This is a genomic window from Pseudomonas sp. 910_23 (genome assembly GCF_052850795.1).
Genome location: NZ_VXCZ01000017.1, coordinates 38,369 through 56,755 on the forward strand (window position 1 = coordinate 38,369; position 18,387 = coordinate 56,755).

19 protein-coding genes are annotated in these 18,387 nt (G+C 59.2%); 10 read left to right on the forward strand and 9 right to left on the reverse strand.

Features of this window, described 5'->3' with window-relative positions; all coding sequences use genetic code 11:
• Positions 1–68: 68 nt before the first annotated feature.
• From FW800_RS19755 to FW800_RS19765, 3 genes are all read right to left on the reverse strand, one after another.
• Positions 69–1,571: an amidase family protein gene (locus FW800_RS19755; protein ID WP_446438281.1), complete on the reverse strand. Its 1,503-nt coding sequence runs from the start codon at positions 1,569–1,571 to the stop codon at positions 69–71.
• Between the two features lie 100 nt (positions 1,572–1,671).
• Positions 1,672–2,181 (reverse strand): hypothetical protein, encoded by a 510-nt coding sequence (locus FW800_RS19760; protein ID WP_446438282.1) that lies wholly within the window; start codon positions 2,179–2,181, stop codon positions 1,672–1,674.
• Between the two features lie 327 nt (positions 2,182–2,508).
• Positions 2,509–3,567: an MBL fold metallo-hydrolase gene (locus FW800_RS19765; protein WP_078822123.1), complete on the reverse strand. Its 1,059-nt coding sequence runs from the start codon at positions 3,565–3,567 to the stop codon at positions 2,509–2,511.
• 122 nt (positions 3,568–3,689) lie between these two features.
• Between FW800_RS19765 and FW800_RS19770 the strand changes: the two genes are divergently transcribed.
• The 4 genes from FW800_RS19770 (at position 3,690) to FW800_RS19785 (ending at position 7,748) form a co-directional block, all read left to right on the forward strand.
• Positions 3,690–4,340: a TetR/AcrR family transcriptional regulator gene (locus FW800_RS19770; protein ID WP_032879809.1), complete on the forward strand. Its 651-nt coding sequence runs from the start codon at positions 3,690–3,692 to the stop codon at positions 4,338–4,340.
• Positions 4,341–4,512: 172 nt separating this feature from the next.
• A complete protein-coding gene (locus FW800_RS19775; protein WP_248133389.1) occupies positions 4,513–5,622 on the forward strand; it encodes a diguanylate cyclase in 1,110 nt (369 codons plus the stop codon).
• Positions 5,623–5,833: 211 nt separating this feature from the next.
• Positions 5,834–7,153, forward strand: coding sequence for a methyl-accepting chemotaxis protein (locus FW800_RS19780; protein ID WP_078822126.1), 1,320 nt, complete (start codon positions 5,834–5,836; stop codon positions 7,151–7,153).
• Positions 7,154–7,229: 76 nt separating this feature from the next.
• On the forward strand, positions 7,230–7,748 hold the full coding sequence (locus FW800_RS19785) for a DUF1003 domain-containing protein (RefSeq protein ID WP_446438283.1): 519 nt from the start codon (positions 7,230–7,232) through the stop codon (positions 7,746–7,748).
• Here the strand turns inward: FW800_RS19785 and FW800_RS19790 are convergent.
• Complete coding sequence (locus FW800_RS19790) at positions 7,745–8,629, reverse strand: LysR family transcriptional regulator (RefSeq protein WP_446438284.1); 885 nt, start codon at positions 8,627–8,629, stop codon at positions 7,745–7,747. The genes FW800_RS19785 and FW800_RS19790 overlap by 4 nt on opposite strands.
• Positions 8,630–8,709: 80 nt before the next feature.
• Between FW800_RS19790 and FW800_RS19795 the strand changes: the two genes are divergently transcribed.
• Positions 8,710–9,417, forward strand: a complete 708-nt coding sequence (locus FW800_RS19795; protein ID WP_446438285.1) for a CTP synthase C-terminal region-related (seleno)protein — start codon at positions 8,710–8,712, stop codon at positions 9,415–9,417.
• Complete coding sequence (locus FW800_RS19800) at positions 9,414–9,734, forward strand: antibiotic biosynthesis monooxygenase family protein (RefSeq protein WP_446438286.1); 321 nt, start codon at positions 9,414–9,416, stop codon at positions 9,732–9,734. Before FW800_RS19795 ends, FW800_RS19800 begins: the two co-directional genes overlap by 4 nt.
• Before the next feature lie 46 nt (positions 9,735–9,780).
• On the opposite strand, the gene FW800_RS19805 is transcribed toward FW800_RS19800, so the two are convergent.
• Positions 9,781–10,104 (reverse strand): DUF2025 family protein, encoded by a 324-nt coding sequence (locus FW800_RS19805; RefSeq protein WP_078822129.1) that lies wholly within the window; start codon positions 10,102–10,104, stop codon positions 9,781–9,783.
• Between the two features lie 232 nt (positions 10,105–10,336).
• Here FW800_RS19805 and FW800_RS19810 point away from each other — a divergent pair, with 232 nt between their 5' ends.
• From FW800_RS19810 to FW800_RS19820, 3 genes are all read left to right on the forward strand, one after another.
• Entirely contained in the window at positions 10,337–11,464 is a 1,128-nt protein-coding gene (locus tag FW800_RS19810; protein WP_032879803.1) for a glycerophosphodiester phosphodiesterase, read from the forward strand.
• Positions 11,465–11,558: 94 nt separating this feature from the next.
• Positions 11,559–11,867, forward strand: coding sequence for a PepSY domain-containing protein (locus FW800_RS19815; protein ID WP_122733677.1), 309 nt, complete (start codon positions 11,559–11,561; stop codon positions 11,865–11,867).
• Positions 11,868–12,013: 146 nt separating this feature from the next.
• A complete protein-coding gene (locus FW800_RS19820) occupies positions 12,014–13,036 on the forward strand; it encodes a transporter (protein ID WP_032879801.1) in 1,023 nt (340 codons plus the stop codon).
• Between the two features lie 264 nt (positions 13,037–13,300).
• Here FW800_RS19820 and FW800_RS19825 read toward each other — a convergent pair whose 3' ends face one another.
• Positions 13,301–13,633, reverse strand: coding sequence for a hypothetical protein (locus FW800_RS19825; RefSeq protein ID WP_446438287.1), 333 nt, complete (start codon positions 13,631–13,633; stop codon positions 13,301–13,303).
• A 336-nt stretch (positions 13,634–13,969) separates the two neighbouring features.
• On the opposite strand from FW800_RS19825, the gene FW800_RS19830 reads away from it, so the two are divergent.
• Positions 13,970–15,586, forward strand: a complete 1,617-nt coding sequence (locus tag FW800_RS19830; protein WP_446438288.1) for an inorganic phosphate transporter — start codon at positions 13,970–13,972, stop codon at positions 15,584–15,586.
• A gap of 58 nt (positions 15,587–15,644) precedes the next feature.
• Here the strand turns inward: FW800_RS19830 and FW800_RS19835 are convergent, their stop codons facing one another.
• From FW800_RS19835 to FW800_RS19845, 3 genes are read right to left on the reverse strand one after another with little or no spacing between them, the layout of a single operon-like run.
• Positions 15,645–16,619, reverse strand: a complete 975-nt coding sequence (locus tag FW800_RS19835; protein WP_446438289.1) for a 5-oxoprolinase subunit C family protein — start codon at positions 16,617–16,619, stop codon at positions 15,645–15,647.
• Positions 16,616–17,494 carry a 5-oxoprolinase subunit B family protein gene (locus FW800_RS19840; RefSeq protein WP_032879798.1) on the reverse strand — a complete coding sequence of 293 codons (879 nt, stop codon included), beginning with the start codon at positions 17,492–17,494 and terminating at the stop codon, positions 16,616–16,618. The genes FW800_RS19835 and FW800_RS19840 overlap by 4 nt, the downstream gene beginning before the upstream one ends.
• Positions 17,495–17,550: 56 nt before the next feature.
• Positions 17,551–18,309, reverse strand: coding sequence for a 5-oxoprolinase subunit PxpA (locus FW800_RS19845; protein ID WP_446438290.1), 759 nt, complete (start codon positions 18,307–18,309; stop codon positions 17,551–17,553).
• Positions 18,310–18,387 lie beyond the last annotated feature (78 nt).

Consider the following 18,387-nt stretch of genomic DNA (forward strand, 5'->3'; position numbering starts at 1 on the left):
CCGTGAAGTTTCAGGCCGGCAGGTTCAGTGCCCGGCACTCCTTTTGCGATGCAAAATGACCTGACCGATCAAAGCCCAGGCTTGGTTGCCGTTTGTGCGGCCTGCTCATACCCGTGGGCCACCGCCAACAACGTGGGCTCGCTCCAACGGGTGCCGAAGAAGTGGGCGGCCGTGGGTAAACCGTCTTCGTTCGTGCCGGAGGGTACGGTGATACCTGGGTAGCCGGCCGCTGCTACGCCGAAGTAACTGTTGGTATCAAAATCCGACACTATGGCGTCCAGTTTATAAGTCTTGATCGGCTCATCCACGCTGCTGCGAAAATCCTCGATCAGTTTTTCCCACGCCCTTTCGCGCTGTTCTGGCGCCAGTGTGGAGGCATTGATCTGCTTGAGCAGGGGCTGATGATCGGTATCCGTGCCGTCACGGTCTTCGTTGAACTTGATCAGCTCAGCCAGTGACTTGACTGGCAATCCCGTGCGCTTGGCCAAGTAGCCATTCAACTCTTCGTTTACATCCGATAACAACAGTTCTTCATAGCGTGACTCATCTGCCATACGCAGGTTAATCGGCACTAAAACCGCCCCTTGTGCCTCAAGCACCTCCAGTGCTTTGCTGAATTGCGCACTATTTTCCACAGCCTGAACTTCACCGTTTGCAGAAAACGTCTTGGGATATCCAATACGCTTGCCCTTCAACGCACCAGGTACCAATAACTGCGTGTAATCAACCCCTTCTGGAGCGCCCACGCTCGCCGGATCGTGGAGGTCGCGGCCAGACATGGCGTTGAGCATCAGCGCCGCATCGAACACCGACCGTGCCATCGGGCCCGGTGTGTCCTGGTGCTGGCTAGCCGGGATAATGCCATTGCGGTCCAACAAACCGACGCTGGGCTTGAGCCCAACCACACCATTGAATGCTGCGGGCACGATGATCGAGCCGTTGGTTTCGGCCCCCACCGCCAAGGGGGCCAACCCTGCGGCGACAGCTGCGGCCGAGCCGGAACTGGAGCCACCCACCTGCGCGTCCGGATGATGTGGGTTGCGAGTCTGACCACCGCGGGTACTCCAGCCATCGGGAGCGCCGCGAAAACCGGCCAGCTCCGTCATGTTGGTTTTACCGAGAATCACGGCGCCCTGGCTGATCAGGTATTCAACTAATGGAGCGTTTTTACCCGCCGCCTCCCCTACCAGAGCAAAGGCACCTGCACTGGTTTGCATGCCTGCAGTCTCAATGGTGTCTTTGAGCAAGATAGGTATTCCGTGCAGTGGTCCGCGCACCCTGCCATTGGCCCGTTCCTGGTCCAGCGTGCGGGCGCTTTCAAGCGCTTGGGGGTTGAGTTCAATAACAGAACTCAGTTGCGGATCCAGCGTGCGAATGCGCTCCTGCAAATAATTGACCAGCCCTTGCGAGGTGATGCCCCCCGGTCGCGACATCTGCTCAGCCAGTTCGCACACACTGGCATATTCCGTCCCGGCGGGGATCGGTTTTGAAATCGCTGGCGACGATTGAACAGGTAAAGTGTTATGCGAGTAGTTAACAAAAAAACTTACACCAGAGCCAATACCAAACATGAAACATCTCCTGCGAGAGGAAGAAATGGCGAAGGATCCCGATTGATCCAGGCGCCAGTCTAAAAACTCCCCTCCCGCCAAGAAGCGCGACATCGGTAGTTCATCCAGTTGGATTGTTCAGCACCTCCTGTACTCCCACAAGACGTCGAGCACTGCGGTACCCCAGTACGAGTGCCGTAAGCGAATCCTTCGACCACCGCGCACCGTAGAACCACAACACTGCACCATCCTCAAGCGGTTCGTTAAGCCTTGGGTAGCCACTCCAGCATGCGTCTTGGAAGGCGGCGTTATGGCTATCGGTCACCAGAGCGTCCAGTTGGTACGTGCGCACAAGCTCATCGATTTCATTGCCGCCAGAGCGCGGATCATCGGCGTGGCGCGCAGGCACCGGCACCAAGTTGGTTCCGGCCCGGCGCAGAACATCCAACGCGCGCAAGAATGCCACCCCGTGTTCGATCGGTGTTTGATCATGCCCCCACCGCTGGGCGAACCCCACGCGCCTGCCGCTCAACGTCGAGGCAGCGCTGAAAGTGCTGTTGTTCTGTACCAGCGGCACCTCGACCATCACCGGCCCTGAGGGCTCCAGGCCGCTCAAGGCAATCAACGACAACGAGGGATCGCGCGTAGGTTTCAGGGGAAGAGCCGGTGCGTTATAGCCGGGGATTGGTATGCTGGTGGCCAAAGCAGGATCGGCACCAAAAGCGATGCTGCGTGAGTTTGTAGGGCCAGTAGCAGGATGGATACTCGCAGCGGGCTCCTCGAGCCCCGGCGCCAATTGCTTGGATGGGCACGCCATGCCGACTCGCCAATATTTGCTACATTCACTTTCCATCGGAACTACCCCGAAAATAGATTCTCGGAGATCATCGCACCCTTGACTGGCGCCTGTCGCAGCCTTGAAACAGCTTGAAAACTCCTTTTTCCGCGGCCATTGCTGTCAGCTGGCGAGGCGCTCCTGCGTACCCTCAGTCTCCACCTCCAACCACCACGCATGGCCGCGCTCGGGCTGGTTCAAGCGAAACGCCTGCCCCATCGCCGGGGTGGTGATCGATACATTGCGCTCCCAGGCCAGGGCCATGATGCGGTCGAAGGGTTCGTGCCAGGCATGGAATGCCAGATCGAAGGTGCCGTTGTGAATGGGCAACAACCAGCGCCCTTTGAGATCGATATGCGCCTGCAAGGTTTGCTCCGGTTGCATGTGCACATGGGGCCAATCGACGTTGTAGGCGCCGGTCTCCATCAGGGTCAGGTCAAACGGGCCATACTGCTCGCCAATGCGCTTGAAACCATCGAAATAGCCAGTGTCGCCACTGAAGAAGATGCGCCGCGCATCGTCGATCATCACCCAGGAACACCACAGGGTCTGGTTGCTATCAAACAGGCCGCGTCCGGAAAAATGCTGTGCCGGGGTAGCGATAAAACGAATGCCATCGACTTCCGTGCCCTGCCACCAATCCAGCTGACGGACTTTATTGGCATCGATCCCCCATTTGATCAGCGTCTCGCCCACGCCCAGGGGCGCCAGGAAGTAGCGGGTCTTACCAGCCAGTTGCACCACAGCCTCGTGGTCAAGATGGTCATAGTGGTTGTGGGAAAGAATCACCGCCTCCAGCGGTGGCAACGCTTCAAGGCTGATAGGTGGGGCGTGGAAACGCTTGGGGCCTGCCCAACTGAACGGTGACGCGCGCTCGGCGAATACCGGATCGGTGACCCAGAATTTACCGCGCATCTTCAGCAGTACCGTCGAATGCCCAAGGCGGAACACCGTGTGGTCGGGTGCCGCCAACAACTGCTCGCGTGTCAGTGGCTGCACCGGGATCGGCCCCACTGGCCGCGTAGTGCGTGGTTTGTTGAACAGCATGTTCCAGAAAATGCGCAAGGTTTTGCCAAAACCGCCGTGTTGCACCGGGGCGTCATTGGTGAAGTGCCCCTGGTCCTGCCCGGCAGGCTGGAGCGCTGCAGGCGCAGGGTCGACACGGGTTGAAATCGTGGCCATTACCGAGTGACTCCTACAGTACGAAGAAGAATTACACTGCACAGTGTAGTTTCTAGATTGCAACAAAATCCGGAGCAAGTAAACTGCTGAGTGTAATTTCCTGATTGAGTCGAATGCCATCCATGACTGCCCCCAAGCGCCTCACCGAGCGTAAACGCGACGCCATCGTGGCGGCGGCGATTGCCGAATTTCGCGAGAACGGTTTCGAGGTCACCAGCATGGACAAAGTTGCCGCCACCGCCGGCGTTTCCAAGCGCACGGTGTACAACCACTTCCCCAGCAAGGAAGAGCTGTTCGCCGAGATCCTGAGCCAACTGTGGGCCAGCAGCGTTGCCCAACTGGACGTGAACTACGCCAGCGACCAGCCGCTGCGCGATCAACTGCGCAAGTTGCTGGAAGCAAAAATGAAGATGATGTCGGACGCCAACTTCCTCGACCTGGCACGCGTGGCCATTGCTGCCACCATCCATTCGCCCGAACGTGCGCAAGATATGGTCAATCGCCTCAGCGCACGGGAAGAAGGTTTTACCCAATGGGTGCGCGCTGCCCAGGAAGACGGCCGCCTCAACTGTACCGATCCAGCTTTCGCGGCTCACCAGATCCAGAGCCTGCTCAAGGCCTTTGCCTTCTGGCCGCAAATCACGCTCGGCCAGCCCACCCTCGATGTGGCCGCCCAGGCCAACGTCATCGAATCTGCAATCGACCTGTTCCTCGCTGGCTACGAAGTGCGCACCCCGCCCCTGCATCAGGACCTGTTGCCGGGGCGACATTAAAGGTCGCTTTTGGCGCATTCACCCGCTGTTTTGCGCAAATGGCCTGAAAGGACACTGATTATTCCTACAGGAATAATCGACAATATCGGCCGCTATTATCCGATCATCGACGCCGACCGTTGACGCACGCTGTCGCACCTGCAAAAACAAAAAACAGCTGACCCAGGACACTATGGAAAACAGACGAGGCAAAGGGCTTTCATTTGCCAGACGTATCTACAAGCCAAGGATCATCGGCCTGGGTATCGGTAGCATCAGCGTAATCGGCGCGTTGTATCCCTTGTCAATGCCAGGCTGGGTATGGGCGTTGTTGTTGTTCAATGGCCTTGCCTGGCCGCACGTGGCTTATCTGATCTCGACCCATTCGCCGTTTCCCTATCAGGCCGAACGGCGCAACCTGCTGTATGACTCATTGTCGGGCGGTTTCTGGGCAGCGGCCACCCAGTTTTCGCCACTGACGGCCGTCACCATTCTTTCGATGATGGCCATGAATAACGTCGCTGCCGGTGGCACACGCTTGCTCCTGCATGGGCTGCTCGCACAAGCCGCCGGCATCGCGATAGCCTGGAGCCTGTTCGGGGTCAAGTTCGATTCCAGCGTCAGCCTTTCCGAGGTCTACACCTGCTTGCCGATGCTGACGCTCTACCCGATGGCCATCGGCATGGTCTGTTATCAGTTGGCAATCAAACTGTCGCAACATAAACGCGCCCTCAGCGCCCTGAGCCGTATCGACAGCCTGACCGGCCTGCTCAACCATGGCTCATGGAAAGACCTGCTGAACCTCAAGTTCCATAAGTGCCAACAGCAACAAAGCCAGGCGACCATTGCCCTGATCGATATCGACCACTTCAAGCGTATCAACGATATGCACGGCCATACCGTCGGGGATGCGGTACTGCGCCAGTTGAGCCAGGAATTACGCCAGCACCTGCGCGAAGAAGACCTCGCCGGCCGCTACGGAGGTGACGAGTTCTGTGTGATCCTTCCGAAAATGCCCTTGCAAGATGCTGCGCGACTCATGGAACAGATGCGCGAAAAATTCAGTAGCTACCGCACTGCGCAGATCCCCGAATTACGCGTGAGCCTGAGCATCGGCCTGGCGGATTTTCAACCGGCCTTCAAGGATGCGGTCATGTGGCTCAACGCTGCGGATCGCGCGCTGTACGCTGCCAAGAACAGCGGCCGCAACCGCGTCAGGACCAGCGATCGAAGATCGCCTGTTCAGCCGCAGTTGTCTGATAACACCTCGTCCGAATCTTCGTCGGCGGGCCTGCCGCAATAGCATAATGCCGCCATTGGTCGGCTACCCGAAAATGCCCCTGCTCAAGCAGCGAACTTCTGGGCCGGCCGATCACTCTGAACCCCTTGTTCCACCCCCTCTGTCAGCATCAGGAAGCTGGCAATGAGCAAGTCAACCGTAAGGCCTGGGGCCCTACGGGGTCAGGCGCAAATACATGGATACCGCATATGCTTGCATGCCCGAGCCCTCTAACATGCTATTTAACACCCACAAGAAAACCATCAGCACCCTGCAACACAGCATTGCCCAACAGGCCAGCCTGCTGGATGCCATCGAGCGCTCCATGGCCGTCATCGAATTCGACCTGCAAGGCACTGTGCTGCGGGCCAATGAGAACTTCTTCAAGACCATGGGTTACCGCGCCGAACAGGTCCTGGGCCAGTCCCACCGGATGTTCTGCACCCCCGCGTTCGCCCGCAGCGCCGAGTACAACCAACTGTGGACGCAGCTGCGCAACGGCCAATTTCAGTCAGGCACCTTTGAGCGGGTGGGTGCCAAGGGTGATTCGGTGTGGCTGGAAGCCAGCTACAACCCGGTACGCGATGAAGCCGGTCACGTGACCAAAGTGGTGAAGTACGCCATGGATGTCACCCCACGCCTGCAAGCTGAAAGTGAAGCCAACGCCAAGCTGCAAGCCATCGACCGCGCCATGGCGATGATCGAGTTCAACCTCGATGGCACCATTATCACAGCCAACGCAAACTTCCTGCAGCGCATGGGGTACAGCCTGACGCAGATCCAGGGCAAGCATCACCGCCTGTTCTGCACACCCGAACTGGCCAACAGTGCAGCCTACAGCGAGTTCTGGAAACGCTTGAACCAGGGCGAGCTGTTCAATGGCCAGTTCGAGCGGGTGGATAAAAACGGCCAGGTGGTGTGGCTGGAAGCCAACTACAACCCGGTGTACGACGCCAGCGGGCGCCTGTGCAAAGTGGTGAAGTTCGCCTCCGATGTTACCGCCCGGGTACAACAACATGCCACCGAGGCGCAGAGCGCGGCCCAGGCTTATCACCTGTCATTGAGCACCCAGGAGATGGCCGAAAAAGGCGCCGAAGTGATCCAGAAAACCGCCACCGGTATGCGCGAAATTGCTCGGGATATCGACACATCCTCGCAACTGATCGCCAAGCTCGGCGAGCGCTCGCAGCAGATCACCGCCATCGTCAACACCATTCGCGGCATCGCCGACCAGACCAACCTGCTGGCTCTCAACGCCGCCATCGAAGCCGCACGCGCCGGCGAGCAGGGCCGTGGCTTTGCCGTGGTTGCCGATGAAGTGCGGCAGTTGGCGGCGCGCACCAGCGGATCCACCGCCGAAATTTCCGGCATGATCGCCATGATCCAGGACGAAACCCGCCAAGCCATCGACAGCATGGACGCCACCCGCGACCGTGCCGCCCACGGCGTAGAACTGGCCAACCAGGCGGGCACAGTGATCCTGCAGATTCGCGAAGGCACCGGCGAAGCGGTCCAGGCGGTGAGCGCGTTCGCCAACGACCGGGGCAATCGCTGACCGGTTCTTCATGTCGGTGGCTGGTGGGCTCGGTCTATAGTGTTGGTTGTCTTTACGCTAAGCACTCGAGCCCGCCATGACCCCAGACAAACCCGAATCCGCCCCCACCGACCACTTGCGTTTCCACCGTGGTCACGCGCACCTGGCGCCGACCTTTGGCAACGACACCTTTGCCCTCAAAGCCGAGGCCTTCGCACGCTTTTTTGGTACCCCGACCTTCCTGGGCGCACAAACCGCGATCGTCGTGTTGTGGGTGGTGCTGAATATGACCGGCGTCACCCACTTCGACGTCTACCCGTTCATCCTGCTCAACCTGGCCTTCAGCCTGCAATCGGCTTATGCCGCGCCGCTGATCCTGCTGGCCCAGACGCGCCAGGCTGCGCGGGATAAAGCTCAGTCCGACGCCGACGCACAGCATCGCGAAGCCCTCGCCACCGCCAACACCGAACGCCAGGCCCAGGCGGCCCAGACCACCAAGCAATTGATGGAACTGCTGGAGCAGAATACCCGGCTGACGGAAATGACCAAGCAACTGACCGAGCGCATCGAGACCCTGACGTGTGAAATGCATGAACAGTTTGTGCGTAAAACCTAACCTCGCAGCCCGCGCACATGCAGCCCCAGTTCATCAAACAGCGTCACCACCGAGCGCAATGCCCGGCAATCAGGCCGCGTCAACAGCCACAGCGCGGTGTCGTGCCCTACCAATGCAGGGCTCAGTGCTTGCAAGCCTTCGCCCATTAGAAAATCCGGCAACGCCGCCACACCCAACCCGGCGCGCACCAGTTCAGTCACCGACTGCATGCTGTTGCAGCAATAACTGGGACGCACACCTGGCAAATGTTCACGGCGCCAGGCTACCGTGGGGTGGTCGGGCAAAAAGTCGTCCGGAGCGATCCAGGCCAGGTCGGCCAGCGCCTGGCCTGCATGCCGATGAGCATAGTCGGCACTGGCGTACACTTGGTACGCAACAGTTCCCAGGCAACGTCCGACCAGATGCTCCGGCGGTTTGCTGGTCAGGCGCAGGGCAATATCCGCATCACGACGGCTGAGGTTGGCGAAGTCATTGGACGTGCTCAGTTCCAGGACCAGTGCTGGATAGGCCGGCATGAACTGCGCCAGGGCCGGCAGCAGCAACCCTTGCAACACCGAGTCGGTGCAGGTCAAGCGCACGGTGCCGCTGATCACTTCTCCACCCTGCTCCACACCAATGCGCGCAGCCTCCAATGCGAGTTCTGCGCGTTCGGCCTGTTGCGCCAGGTTGCTCGCCAGGCTGGTGGGCAAGTATCCGGCGCGGCTTTTTTCAAATAAGGTCTGGCCCAGGGCCGACTCCAACCGCCGCACCGCACGGAACACCGTAGACACGTCCACCCGCAGCAACGCTGCTGCCCGCGCCAGGGTGCCGCCACGCACCAGGGCAAGGATCAATGACAGGTCGGGGTAGTCAAGTTGATAGTGCGTGGCTGCATTGAGCATGTGCGTAAATGCCAATATTGATTGCGCGAACGCCAATTTATAGTGGGTATCAGCACACCACAAGCCATGGGACATACACGATGACAGCCCCCGCCCTGCACCTCGCCCTGGTCGGCGACTACAACCCTGATGTGATCGCCCACCAGGCTATCCCGCTGGCGCTACAGCAGGCCGCCGCCGCCCTGGGTCTGAGCGTCCAGGTGCAATGGCTCGACACCGACACACTCACCTGCACCTCTGCCCTGCGCGGTTTTGACGGATTCTGGTGCGTCCCCGCCAGCCCCTATCGCGACACCGAGGGCGCACTGCGGGCAATCCGTTTTGCTCGCGAGCAAAGACGCCCTTTCCTCGGCACATGCGGTGGTTTTCAACATGCTGTATTGGAATATGCCCGCAACGTACTGGGTTGGGCCGATGCAGAGCATGGCGAGTTGGCTCCAGACGCTGAACGCGCCGTCATCACGCCCCTGAGCTGCTCCCTGGTAGAAGTGAACGACACCGTGCGCCTGGCCCCTTACACCCGTATTGCCCAAGCCTACGCCAGCGTGGATATCCACGAAGGCTATCGATGCCGCTACGGCATCAACCCCACGTTTGCTGGCGCACTGCTTGAAGGCAACCTGATTCCCACCGGCCACGATTCAGCGGGCGATCTGCGCGCCGTGGAGTTGCTCGACCATCCGTTCTTCGTCGCCACCCTGTTCCAGCCTGAACGCGCTGCGCTGAACGGCATCACCCCGCCCTTGGCACTGGCCCTGCTCAAAGCGTGTCGAGGGGCATTGGTATGATCGCCAAGACACCGGCCCCGCCTTATTACGCGGTGATTTTCAGCTCACTGCGTACCGATGGCGACCAGGGTTATGGCGAGGCCGCCTCGCGGATGCTGGCACTGGCGGCGGAACAACCTGGGTTTCTCGGGGTGGAGTCGGCGCGAGAAGATGGGTTGGGGATCACAGTGTCCTACTGGACCAGCGAAGCGGCGATCCTGGCCTGGAAACAGCAGGCCGAGCATCGGCAGGTGCGTGAGCGAGGGCGGGCCACTTGGTACACAGCGTTTCACACGCGGGTATGCAAGGTAGAGCGGGCGTACACCTACCCTCGTTGAAACACTAACCCTCATTTGACCCTCACCGACCAGAAAAAGCTGCGGGCTAGCTCACCAAACTGCGCAACGCACTGATCTGCGGGATCTCCACCCGGCGCATATACACCCGCAACGGTTCGGTGATGTTGATGCGGTCATCGATGTTCTGGTCCAGCAGCAACCGTATGCGTTCGCGGCACAGGGTCATGGTGTGGTCGGCGGCCGGTAGCCAGACGAATTCGGCAGTGGGGATGATGCCGTCATCGGCCACGTCCATGCCGAAGGCATCTTCGCTGAAACGCACGATGTACTGGCCGGTCTTGCGATTGAGGCCGACAAAACCCTGGAGTTGGTCGGCGGCCTGGCAGATAAGTTCTGAAGTGATGCGCATGGTAAACCTCACTGAAAAGTCCCATCGGGACTGGAAAGATGGTTTACACGCGTGGCAAAAAATACTGCCCTCTGACGGGGCAGCTATGGCCAAGAATACTGCAATGCAGCACAAAAAAAACGACAAAATTGGCTCGCGCGCACGTTAATGTCGGTTTGGTGATAGCGCCTTTCGCAATCAATTGTTAAAAAGGACACCTTCTCAAAGTTACCTCCACGAAAGGACTTCGCATATGCCTGTCACGTTTACCAAGAGCGCCTTGCTGCTGGCGTTGATGCTCGGCCTTGGCCAGGCACAGGCTGCCGACCCGGTCAGCCCGGCTGAATTGGCGACAAACGAAGGCATACCCTACCCTGCCGTGATCGCTCACCGTGGTGCTTCCTACGACGCACCTGAATCCACCGCCGCCGCCTACAAGGTTGCACGCGACCTGGGGGCCGACTACCTGGAACTGGACCTGCAACGCAGCAAGGACGGCGTGCTGTTCGCCCTGCACGACAACAACCTGCAGCGCACCACCGACGTGGCCACCAAGTTCCCCGAGCGCAAAGACGCGCCTGCCAACGAGTTCACCTGGAAAGAACTGCAAACCCTCGACGCCGGCAGCTGGTTCAACGCCGCCTACCCAGACCGCGCGCGCCCAGGCTTCGTTGGCCTGAAGATCCTGAGCCTGGACGACATCATCAAGATCGCCGAAGGCAACCCCTCGCACAAACCCGGCCTGTACATCGAGACCAAGGAGCCCAAGCAGTTCCCGGGGATCGAAGCCGACCTGAAAAACAAGCTGCTGGACAAGGGCTGGCTGAGTTCCGCCGGCTCCAAGCTGGGCAAGAGCAACACCGGCGTCGGCCAAGGCCGTGGCCGCGTGGTGCTGCAAACCTTTGAAGTTGCAAGCCTGCAAGAGTTGCAGAAAGAAATGCCCAACACGCCGAAGATCCTGCTGTTGTGGGTGGGTGAAGGCAGTATCGAGCCCAAATCCAAAGTGACCTTCGCCGAGTCCGGTGAAACAACCAAGGCTGCCTACTACGCCAAGCAAGAGCCGAAAGACGCCGCCGAATTCGAAAAATGGGTCGACCAGGCCAAAAGCCTCGGCGCCATCGGCACCGGCCCGTCGGCTGAGCTGACCGACCACGGCGACCAGAGCTACACCGACCTGGTGAAGCCTGAAATGAACAAGCTGACCCACGACAAGGGCCTGTTGGTGCATGTGTACACCGTGGATGAGCCGGTGGATTTCGAGAAAGTCATGAAGGCCGGCGTCGATGGCATCTTCACCAACCGTGCCGCCGAGCTGCTGAAGTTCTACAAACGCTGGCCGTCGTCCAGTGTTCAGGACCTGCTCAACGACCATAAGTACTAAGGGCGTTGGTGTCAGTGGGCCATTAAGGATGAGTTAAGTTGCGCCGGTTAATCTGGCGCCACTTAAACAGCTCAACCCAAGAAGGACACACACCATGAAAACCTTGACCGCTTTGTTCGCCGCCACTGCCTTGACCCTGACTGCCGGCCTGGCACAGGCGGATGTTCGTCCGGATCATATCGAGGGCCTGCTCAAGTCCGGCGCCGTGATGCCTTTCGACAAACTCAACGCTGCCGCCTTGGCCAAGCACGCGGGCGCCACTATCAATGACACCGAGTTGGACCACAACAATAGCGGCGTCCTGGTCTACGAAGTTGAACTGACCGACACTGCCGGCAAGCAATTCGAAGTGAAGCTCGACGCCAAAACTGGCGCAGTGCTCGCAGACAAGCTCGACACTTGAGTCAAATCTCCCAAAAAACGCGCCACCTTCGAGTGGCGCGTTTTTTTATGCGCGCCTCAAACCGTCACATAACCGTCATACAGCCTTGCAATGATTCGCCTAGGAACCTGTGAAACGTCCTACAGGCCCTTTCTCTGCGAGCCGCCATGAATCACAGCATCGACCACGCCCATCAGGACCCCGACCTGTTTGGCCTGCTTTACGGTTTCCGCTTTCGCCCCGGCGAAAAAGGCCAGCAGATTGACTCAGCCACCGCCCTCGCCGCCTTGCAGCAGCCACAAGATCCGGAAGAGTTTCTGTGGCTGCACTTGAACCTCGCCCACGCCGCGTGCGAGCGCTGGATGCAGGCGCATTTGTCGCTGCCGGAGGAATTTTTTGAAGCGCTGCATGAAGGCTCGCGCTCCACACGCATCGAGCATGTGGACTCGGCCTTGTTGGCGGTGGTCAACGATGTGGTGTTCAACTTCAGCAGCATGGTGTCGTCGGATATTTCCACGCTGTGGGTGTGCGCGCGCAGCCGCTTGCTGATCAGTGCGCGCCTGCAACCACTGCATTCGGTAGACAAATTGCGCTCGTCGGTAAAAGCCGGTGAACACTTTCGCTCGCCTCTGGAACTGCTGGTGCATTTACTGCGCGACCAAGGCGAAGTGCTGACCCAGATCGTGCGCAAGACCAGTATCAGCGTCGACCATATCGAAGATCAGTTGCTGTCCTCACGCCTGTCTACCAACCGCGCCGAACTGGGCGCTGCACGCCGCGTATTGGTGCGCCTGCAACGCCTGCTGGCGCTGGAGCCAGGCTCGCTGTTACGCCTGCTCAACCGTCCGCCGCAATGGCTGCAAAAGGAAGACGTGAAGGAGTTGCGCAAATCCACCGAGGAATTTGCGTTGATCATCAACGATCTGACGGCCCTGGGCGAACGCATCAAGCTGTTGCAAGAGGAAATCGCCGCCAACCTCAATGAGCAAAGCAACCGCACGTTATTCACCCTTACTGTGGTGACAGTGCTGGCGTTGCCGATCAATATCATTGCCGGTTTTTTTGGCATGAACGTGGGTGGAGTGCCGCTGTCCCAGGACCCGGAAGGCTTCTGGATATTAGTGGCGCTGGTCGCGACTTTTACCTTGATTGCCGGGCGTTGGGCCTTTCGCAAACGCAAAGACTATTGACTTAAAAGTTTGCGCAACCGCCCTAAAACAGCAGGTTTTAATTAAATTTCGACGCCCAAAGCAGCACCACACTGGAAGACAAGTAAACTACCTGAGTTAAAATACAGAAGAGCACCAACCTAAGTTGGCGCCCTTCAAAACCTGAAAATGCCCGCAGCATAATGAATCACTCACACAACTATGCCTAAGCACAAACCACCGATATTTCGATCTTCAGCCGCATGTACGTTACCCACTTCAACATTCACCTCAGCCTCAATTACCTTACACGCCGTCATTGAGAACCCTGAGCGTTTCTGAATACTCCGTACCATTGACAGTGGTCACCAAGTATTCGATTGTTTGCCAACAGCAACGTAGCGCATAGGGCGGAATATCAATTGAAACAGGGGCAGAATCCCCTGGCTCTACCCAAGCCTCTTGGGCTGGTTTTCCATCAACAATAACCGAGACAGTAATAAACCCAAAAGGCGGGACTATTGTAATTGGAGGAACAATAACTTCCAACGTATCAAAATGCCCTAATTGGATGGTGACACCGTGCGGATTGGGGGAGCCTTGAGGAATTTCAATTTTCGGAAGACTGGGAAAACTCATCGCATTCACCCTTTAAGTATTAAAAAATTAGACCTGCACCTCGATTAAACTATGCCTTCTGACATTCATCTACTGTCAAAACTAACAGGTACAGACGAGTATCATGAGGTCATGAAAGTAACATTACTAACGAAACCGGACATCAGACCTCAAAGCACTGCAAGGCAAGCCCTTCGAGATGTATTGACCTTGAGGATGGAATGCTGGACGTTTAGAAAGCGCAAAGATAACTGACCAGCGGCACGCTCGATCCTATAAACACTGACCTGTGACAGCCCCCTTGTAACATTCTGCAACGACTATGAATGACATCCTCCTTACCCTGGATGCTCCGGCATGGCCACCCCTTCCCTGACTGCCTCTACCCACGCTTCATCCGCTGGCCCCAAACCCCGTCTGGACACAAAACCTGGCCTGTTGACGGTAATCATCTTCTTCACCGTACTCGCCATGGGCTTGTTGTTCACCGCCTACAGCCTGATGCACGACATGCACGAAATGGGCGCCCAGCTCACCACCTGGACGCCATTCCTATTGCTCGGCGTGGCGTTGTTGATCGCTCTGGGGTTTGAGTTTGTCAACGGCTTCCATGACACCGCCAACGCAGTGGCGACGGTGATCTACACCAACTCGCTGCCACCGCATTTTGCGGTGGTGTGGTCGGGCTTTTTCAATTTCCTCGGCGTGTTGCTTTCCAGTGGCGCGGTGGCGTTCGGCATCATTGCCCTGCTGCCGGTGGAGCTGATTTTGCAGGTCGGTTCATCGGCCGGGTTCTCCATGATCTTCGCCTTGCTGATCGCCGCGATCCTGTGGAACCTGGGCACCTGGTGGCTGGGCTTGCCAGCCTCGTCGTCTCATACCCTGATCGGCTCGATCATTGGCGTAGGCGTAGCCAATGCCCTGATGCACGGACGTGACGGCACCAGCGGTGTGGATTGGAGCCAGGCGATCAAGATTGGTTATGCCTTGTTGCTGTCGCCGCTGATTGGCTTTGCGTTTGCCGCCTTGCTGTTGCTGGCCCTGCGCGTCTTTGTCAAAAACCGCGCGCTGTACAAGGCACCCAAAGGCGACACGCCGCCGCCCTGGTGGATTCGCGGGATGCTGATTGTTACTTGCACCGGCGTGTCGTTCGCCCACGGTTCCAACGATGGGCAAAAGGGCATGGGCCTGATCATGCTGATCCTGGTGGGCACCTTGCCGATGGCCTACGCGCTGAACCGCACCATGCCTGCCGATCAGTCGCTGCAATTTGCCGCCGTCGCTGAAGTGACCCAGGCTGCCTTGGTCAAAGCAGCGCCGCAGCCGGCACCGGGCGATTCACGTGCCACCTTGTCGACCTACGTTCGCACCAAAGAGGCCACGCCGGAACTGGTGCCCGCACTCGCCGCCATCACCGGCCATATCGGCGAAGAAGTGAAAAGCTATGGTTCCCTCGCCGCCGTACCGGCCGAAGCCGTCGGCAACGTGCGTAACGACATGTACCTGACCAGCGAAACCATCCGCCTGATGGACAAAGGCAAGGTCGGCAACTTCGACGCCGACACCCAGGGTAAGCTGCAACTGTTCAAGCAACAGATCGACAACGCCACGCGCTTTATACCGCTGTGGGTGAAGATCGCCGTGGCCATTGCCCTTGGCCTGGGCACCATGGTCGGCTGGAAGCGCATCGTGGTGACGGTGGGCGAAAAAATCGGCAAGACTCACCTGACTTACGCTCAAGGCGCTTCGGCCGAAACGGTGGCGATGCTGACCATCGGCGCGGCGGATATGTTCGGGCTGCCGGTGTCGACCACCCATGTATTGTCCTCGGGTGTAGCCGGGACCATGGTCGCCAATGGCGGGGGGTTGCAGATGAGGACCATCCGCAATTTGTTGATGGCGTGGGTGTTGACCTTGCCGGCGGCGATTTTACTGTCGGGTAGCCTCTACTGGCTTTTTACCCAATTGTTCTGACACACAGAAAATCAAAATGTGGGAGCAAGCCCCCTCCCACATTTGGTTTTGTGTTTCTTCAGGGTGTGAAGAGTCCGGCCATGGCCTTCAGGCGCTTTTTGTAGACCCGCCGCGCTTCCAGCGCTTGCTCCAATGTCACCGCCACGAACCCCGCTCGCTGATTGGGCTGCATCTGCCCGATCAAGTCCAGGTCGGCGCTGATCACCGTGCCGATCATCGCGTAGCCACCGCCCGACACCGCATCGCGATGCAGCACAATCGGTTCCAACCCCGCCGGTACCTGAATCGAACCAATCGGGTAGCAACTGTCGACGATGTTGGAGGGGTCGGAGCCCGCGCCAAACGGCTGTTCCCGCGGCTGGAAGCTCAATGCGCTGCCGCCCTTGAAGCGATAGCCGATGCGATCGGCCTCGGAGCCCACCGTCCACGGTTCGGCAAAAAAGCTGCTTTTCGCCGCGTCGGTCAAGCGCTCGTAGTACAGCCCCGGCACTACGCGCAACGTGACATCACCGCCCACCGAACGACGCAACGCCATCGGCAAGCTGTTGCCCGCACGCCCCGCACCGCTGGCCGTGCCGATAGGCAACAGATCGCCCTCCTGCAAGCGCCGCCCGTGAAACCCACCGAGAGCACCAAGGGTGTAGGTGGAGCGGCTGCCAAGCACCAACGGCACATCGATGCCCCCGGCAACGGCGAGGTAAGTCCGCGCGCCGGCCACGGGAAACTCAAAGCGCAGCACCTGCCCAGCGCGCACGGCGAAGGCGGTGTCCTGATGCACCACTTCGCCGTCCAGGCGCGGCGACATCAAGGCGCCGCTCAACGCTACCAGCGCGTCTTGCTGGAACTCCAGCTCAGGCCCGATCAGCGTGCATTCCAGGCCAGCCACGCCCACTGGATTGCCGACCAGATGGTTGGCTGCACTCAGCGCGTATTGGTCCAGCGCCCCCGATGGCGGAATGCCCAGGTGGTAATAACCTTCGCGCCCCAGGTCCTGCACGGAGGTGGCGAGGCCGGGTTTGAGCACCTTGATCATGCCAGCGCCTCCTGCAGGGTTTGCGGATAGCCAATGGGATCGGCGAGAAAGGCATCGAGGGAAAATTCGACCGGGCGAATGCGCAAATCGAAACGCCCGGCTTCCACTTCGGCGACGGCCAGGTCGTAAGCCTCCCGGTCCATCGGCTTGAACTGCACGATGTCGCCAGGACGGAAGAACACCATGTGCTCCTTGAGGTAGGCCAACTGCTGCTGCGGGTCGTAGATCGGTGCCGGGGTCACGCCGAACATCTGGTAACCGCCGGCACCGCGAACCGAATAGATACACCCAAAGCAGCCGCCATGGCCCAGGGTCAGTTTCGGCGTGTCGGTGCGCGGCCGCAGGTACTTGGGCACCTGCAATTGCCTTTCGCGCTCGACCATCTGGAACATGAACGGCAGCCCCGCGACAAAGCCGACCATCGACACAAACCAGGGTGCGCCACTGTGGGCGGCGATAAACGCGTCCACGTCGGCCAGGCCGTTGATACGGGCGGCGTATTCAAGGTCAGTGCCGCCGGGGTCCTGGTGACGGTCACGAAAACGCATCAGGGTTTCGTGGGTCCAGGGGTCGTTATAGAGCACCGGGATCTCGATGATGCGCGTGTGCAGCGTGCGCTCGGCCACCGCCTGGGCTTCGGCGCTTTGCACCGCGTCGAGCAGCACGTGGGGCGCGATGCGGTCGGGGTCGAAGCGAATCTGGAAGGATGCATTGGCCAGGCACACATCCAGCACGCCTTCCAGCGCCAGGCGTTCCACGGCGCGGGTCACCGCCATGCCCTTGAAAAAAGCCTCCAGGGACATGCTGTCGCTGACCTCGGCAAACAGGTGTTCATCACCGCCGAAGCTGTAGCGGATGGGGGACGTTTCAGCCATGTCTGTTCCTCTTGGAATCATTGTAGAAAGGCAGGCAAAAAAGTGAGGTACAGCTCTTATTGGGGGGGCCGGACTTCAATACCGGCCTGGTCCAACGCTTCGCGGGTGGCTTGCACCAAGTCCAGCGCGCCAGGGGTATCGCTGTGCAGGCAGATGGAATCGAATTCAATCACCAGGTCTTCGCCTTCCACGGTACGTACCAGCCCGCTCTGACAAGCGCGCAGGACACGGGCTGCAACGGTGGCAGCGTCCAGTGCACGCACATTGCGGGTGAACACGATGGAGCCGCTCAGATCGTACTCACGGTCGGCATAGAACTCGCGCACGACCGGCTGTCCCAGTTCCTTGGCAATGCGCCAGATCACCGAATTGGGCATGCAGTACAGCAACAGCGTCGGCTCGATGATTTGCAGGTTTTGCACCAATAGCCGCGCAGCCTCTTCATCGCGGGCCAGGTGCATGTAGAGCGCGCCGTGGGGCTTGATATGTTGCAAGGTCGCGCCTTGGGCGCGGGCCATTTCACGCAGCGCGCCAAGCTGGTAGAGCATATCGTCCACCAGCTCCTGGGCCGGTGCATGGATATGCCGACGACCGAAGCCCACCAGGTCGCGAAAACCCGGATGAGCGCCGATAGCCACGCCCAATTGCTTGGCGCGCTCGACAGTGCGGCGCATAGTGCCGGGGTCGCCGGCGTGAAAGCCGGTGGCGATATTGGCCGAGCTGATGTGAGCCATCAGCTCTGCGTCGACGCCGTCGCCGATAGTCCAGGGGCCGAAGCTTTCGCCCATGTCCGAATTGAAATCCACTGCCCGCATCAAGATTGCTCCGCCATAAGTGATGCCAGGAAAGTAGGCTCGGGCTTGACCCCTTGGGAAGATCTATTATCAGATAGC

Excerpts from the sequence above, each read along its gene's own strand:
- FW800_RS19755 (WP_446438281.1), bottom strand. The coding sequence starts at position 1,571 with ATGTTTGGTATTGGCTCTGGTGTAAGTTTTTTTGTTAACTACTCGCAT.
- FW800_RS19765 (WP_078822123.1), bottom strand. The coding sequence starts at position 3,567 with ATGGCCACGATTTCAACCCGTGTCGACCCTGCGCCTGCAGCGCTCCAG.
- FW800_RS19770 (WP_032879809.1), top strand. The coding sequence starts at position 3,690 with ATGACTGCCCCCAAGCGCCTCACCGAGCGTAAACGCGACGCCATCGTG.
- FW800_RS19775 (WP_248133389.1), top strand. The coding sequence starts at position 4,513 with ATGGAAAACAGACGAGGCAAAGGGCTTTCATTTGCCAGACGTATCTAC.
- FW800_RS19780 (WP_078822126.1), top strand. The coding sequence starts at position 5,834 with ATGCTATTTAACACCCACAAGAAAACCATCAGCACCCTGCAACACAGC.
- FW800_RS19785 (WP_446438283.1), top strand. The coding sequence starts at position 7,230 with ATGACCCCAGACAAACCCGAATCCGCCCCCACCGACCACTTGCGTTTC.
- FW800_RS19790 (WP_446438284.1), bottom strand. The coding sequence starts at position 8,629 with ATGCTCAATGCAGCCACGCACTATCAACTTGACTACCCCGACCTGTCA.
- FW800_RS19795 (WP_446438285.1), top strand. The coding sequence starts at position 8,710 with ATGACAGCCCCCGCCCTGCACCTCGCCCTGGTCGGCGACTACAACCCT.
- FW800_RS19800 (WP_446438286.1), top strand. The coding sequence starts at position 9,414 with ATGATCGCCAAGACACCGGCCCCGCCTTATTACGCGGTGATTTTCAGC.
- FW800_RS19805 (WP_078822129.1), bottom strand. The coding sequence starts at position 10,104 with ATGCGCATCACTTCAGAACTTATCTGCCAGGCCGCCGACCAACTCCAG.
- FW800_RS19810 (WP_032879803.1), top strand. The coding sequence starts at position 10,337 with ATGCCTGTCACGTTTACCAAGAGCGCCTTGCTGCTGGCGTTGATGCTC.
- FW800_RS19815 (WP_122733677.1), top strand. The coding sequence starts at position 11,559 with ATGAAAACCTTGACCGCTTTGTTCGCCGCCACTGCCTTGACCCTGACT.
- FW800_RS19820 (WP_032879801.1), top strand. The coding sequence starts at position 12,014 with ATGAATCACAGCATCGACCACGCCCATCAGGACCCCGACCTGTTTGGC.
- FW800_RS19825 (WP_446438287.1), bottom strand. The coding sequence starts at position 13,633 with ATGAGTTTTCCCAGTCTTCCGAAAATTGAAATTCCTCAAGGCTCCCCC.
- FW800_RS19830 (WP_446438288.1), top strand. The coding sequence starts at position 13,970 with ATGGCCACCCCTTCCCTGACTGCCTCTACCCACGCTTCATCCGCTGGC.
- FW800_RS19835 (WP_446438289.1), bottom strand. The coding sequence starts at position 16,619 with ATGATCAAGGTGCTCAAACCCGGCCTCGCCACCTCCGTGCAGGACCTG.
- FW800_RS19840 (WP_032879798.1), bottom strand. The coding sequence starts at position 17,494 with ATGGCTGAAACGTCCCCCATCCGCTACAGCTTCGGCGGTGATGAACAC.
- FW800_RS19845 (WP_446438290.1), bottom strand. The coding sequence starts at position 18,309 with ATGCGGGCAGTGGATTTCAATTCGGACATGGGCGAAAGCTTCGGCCCC.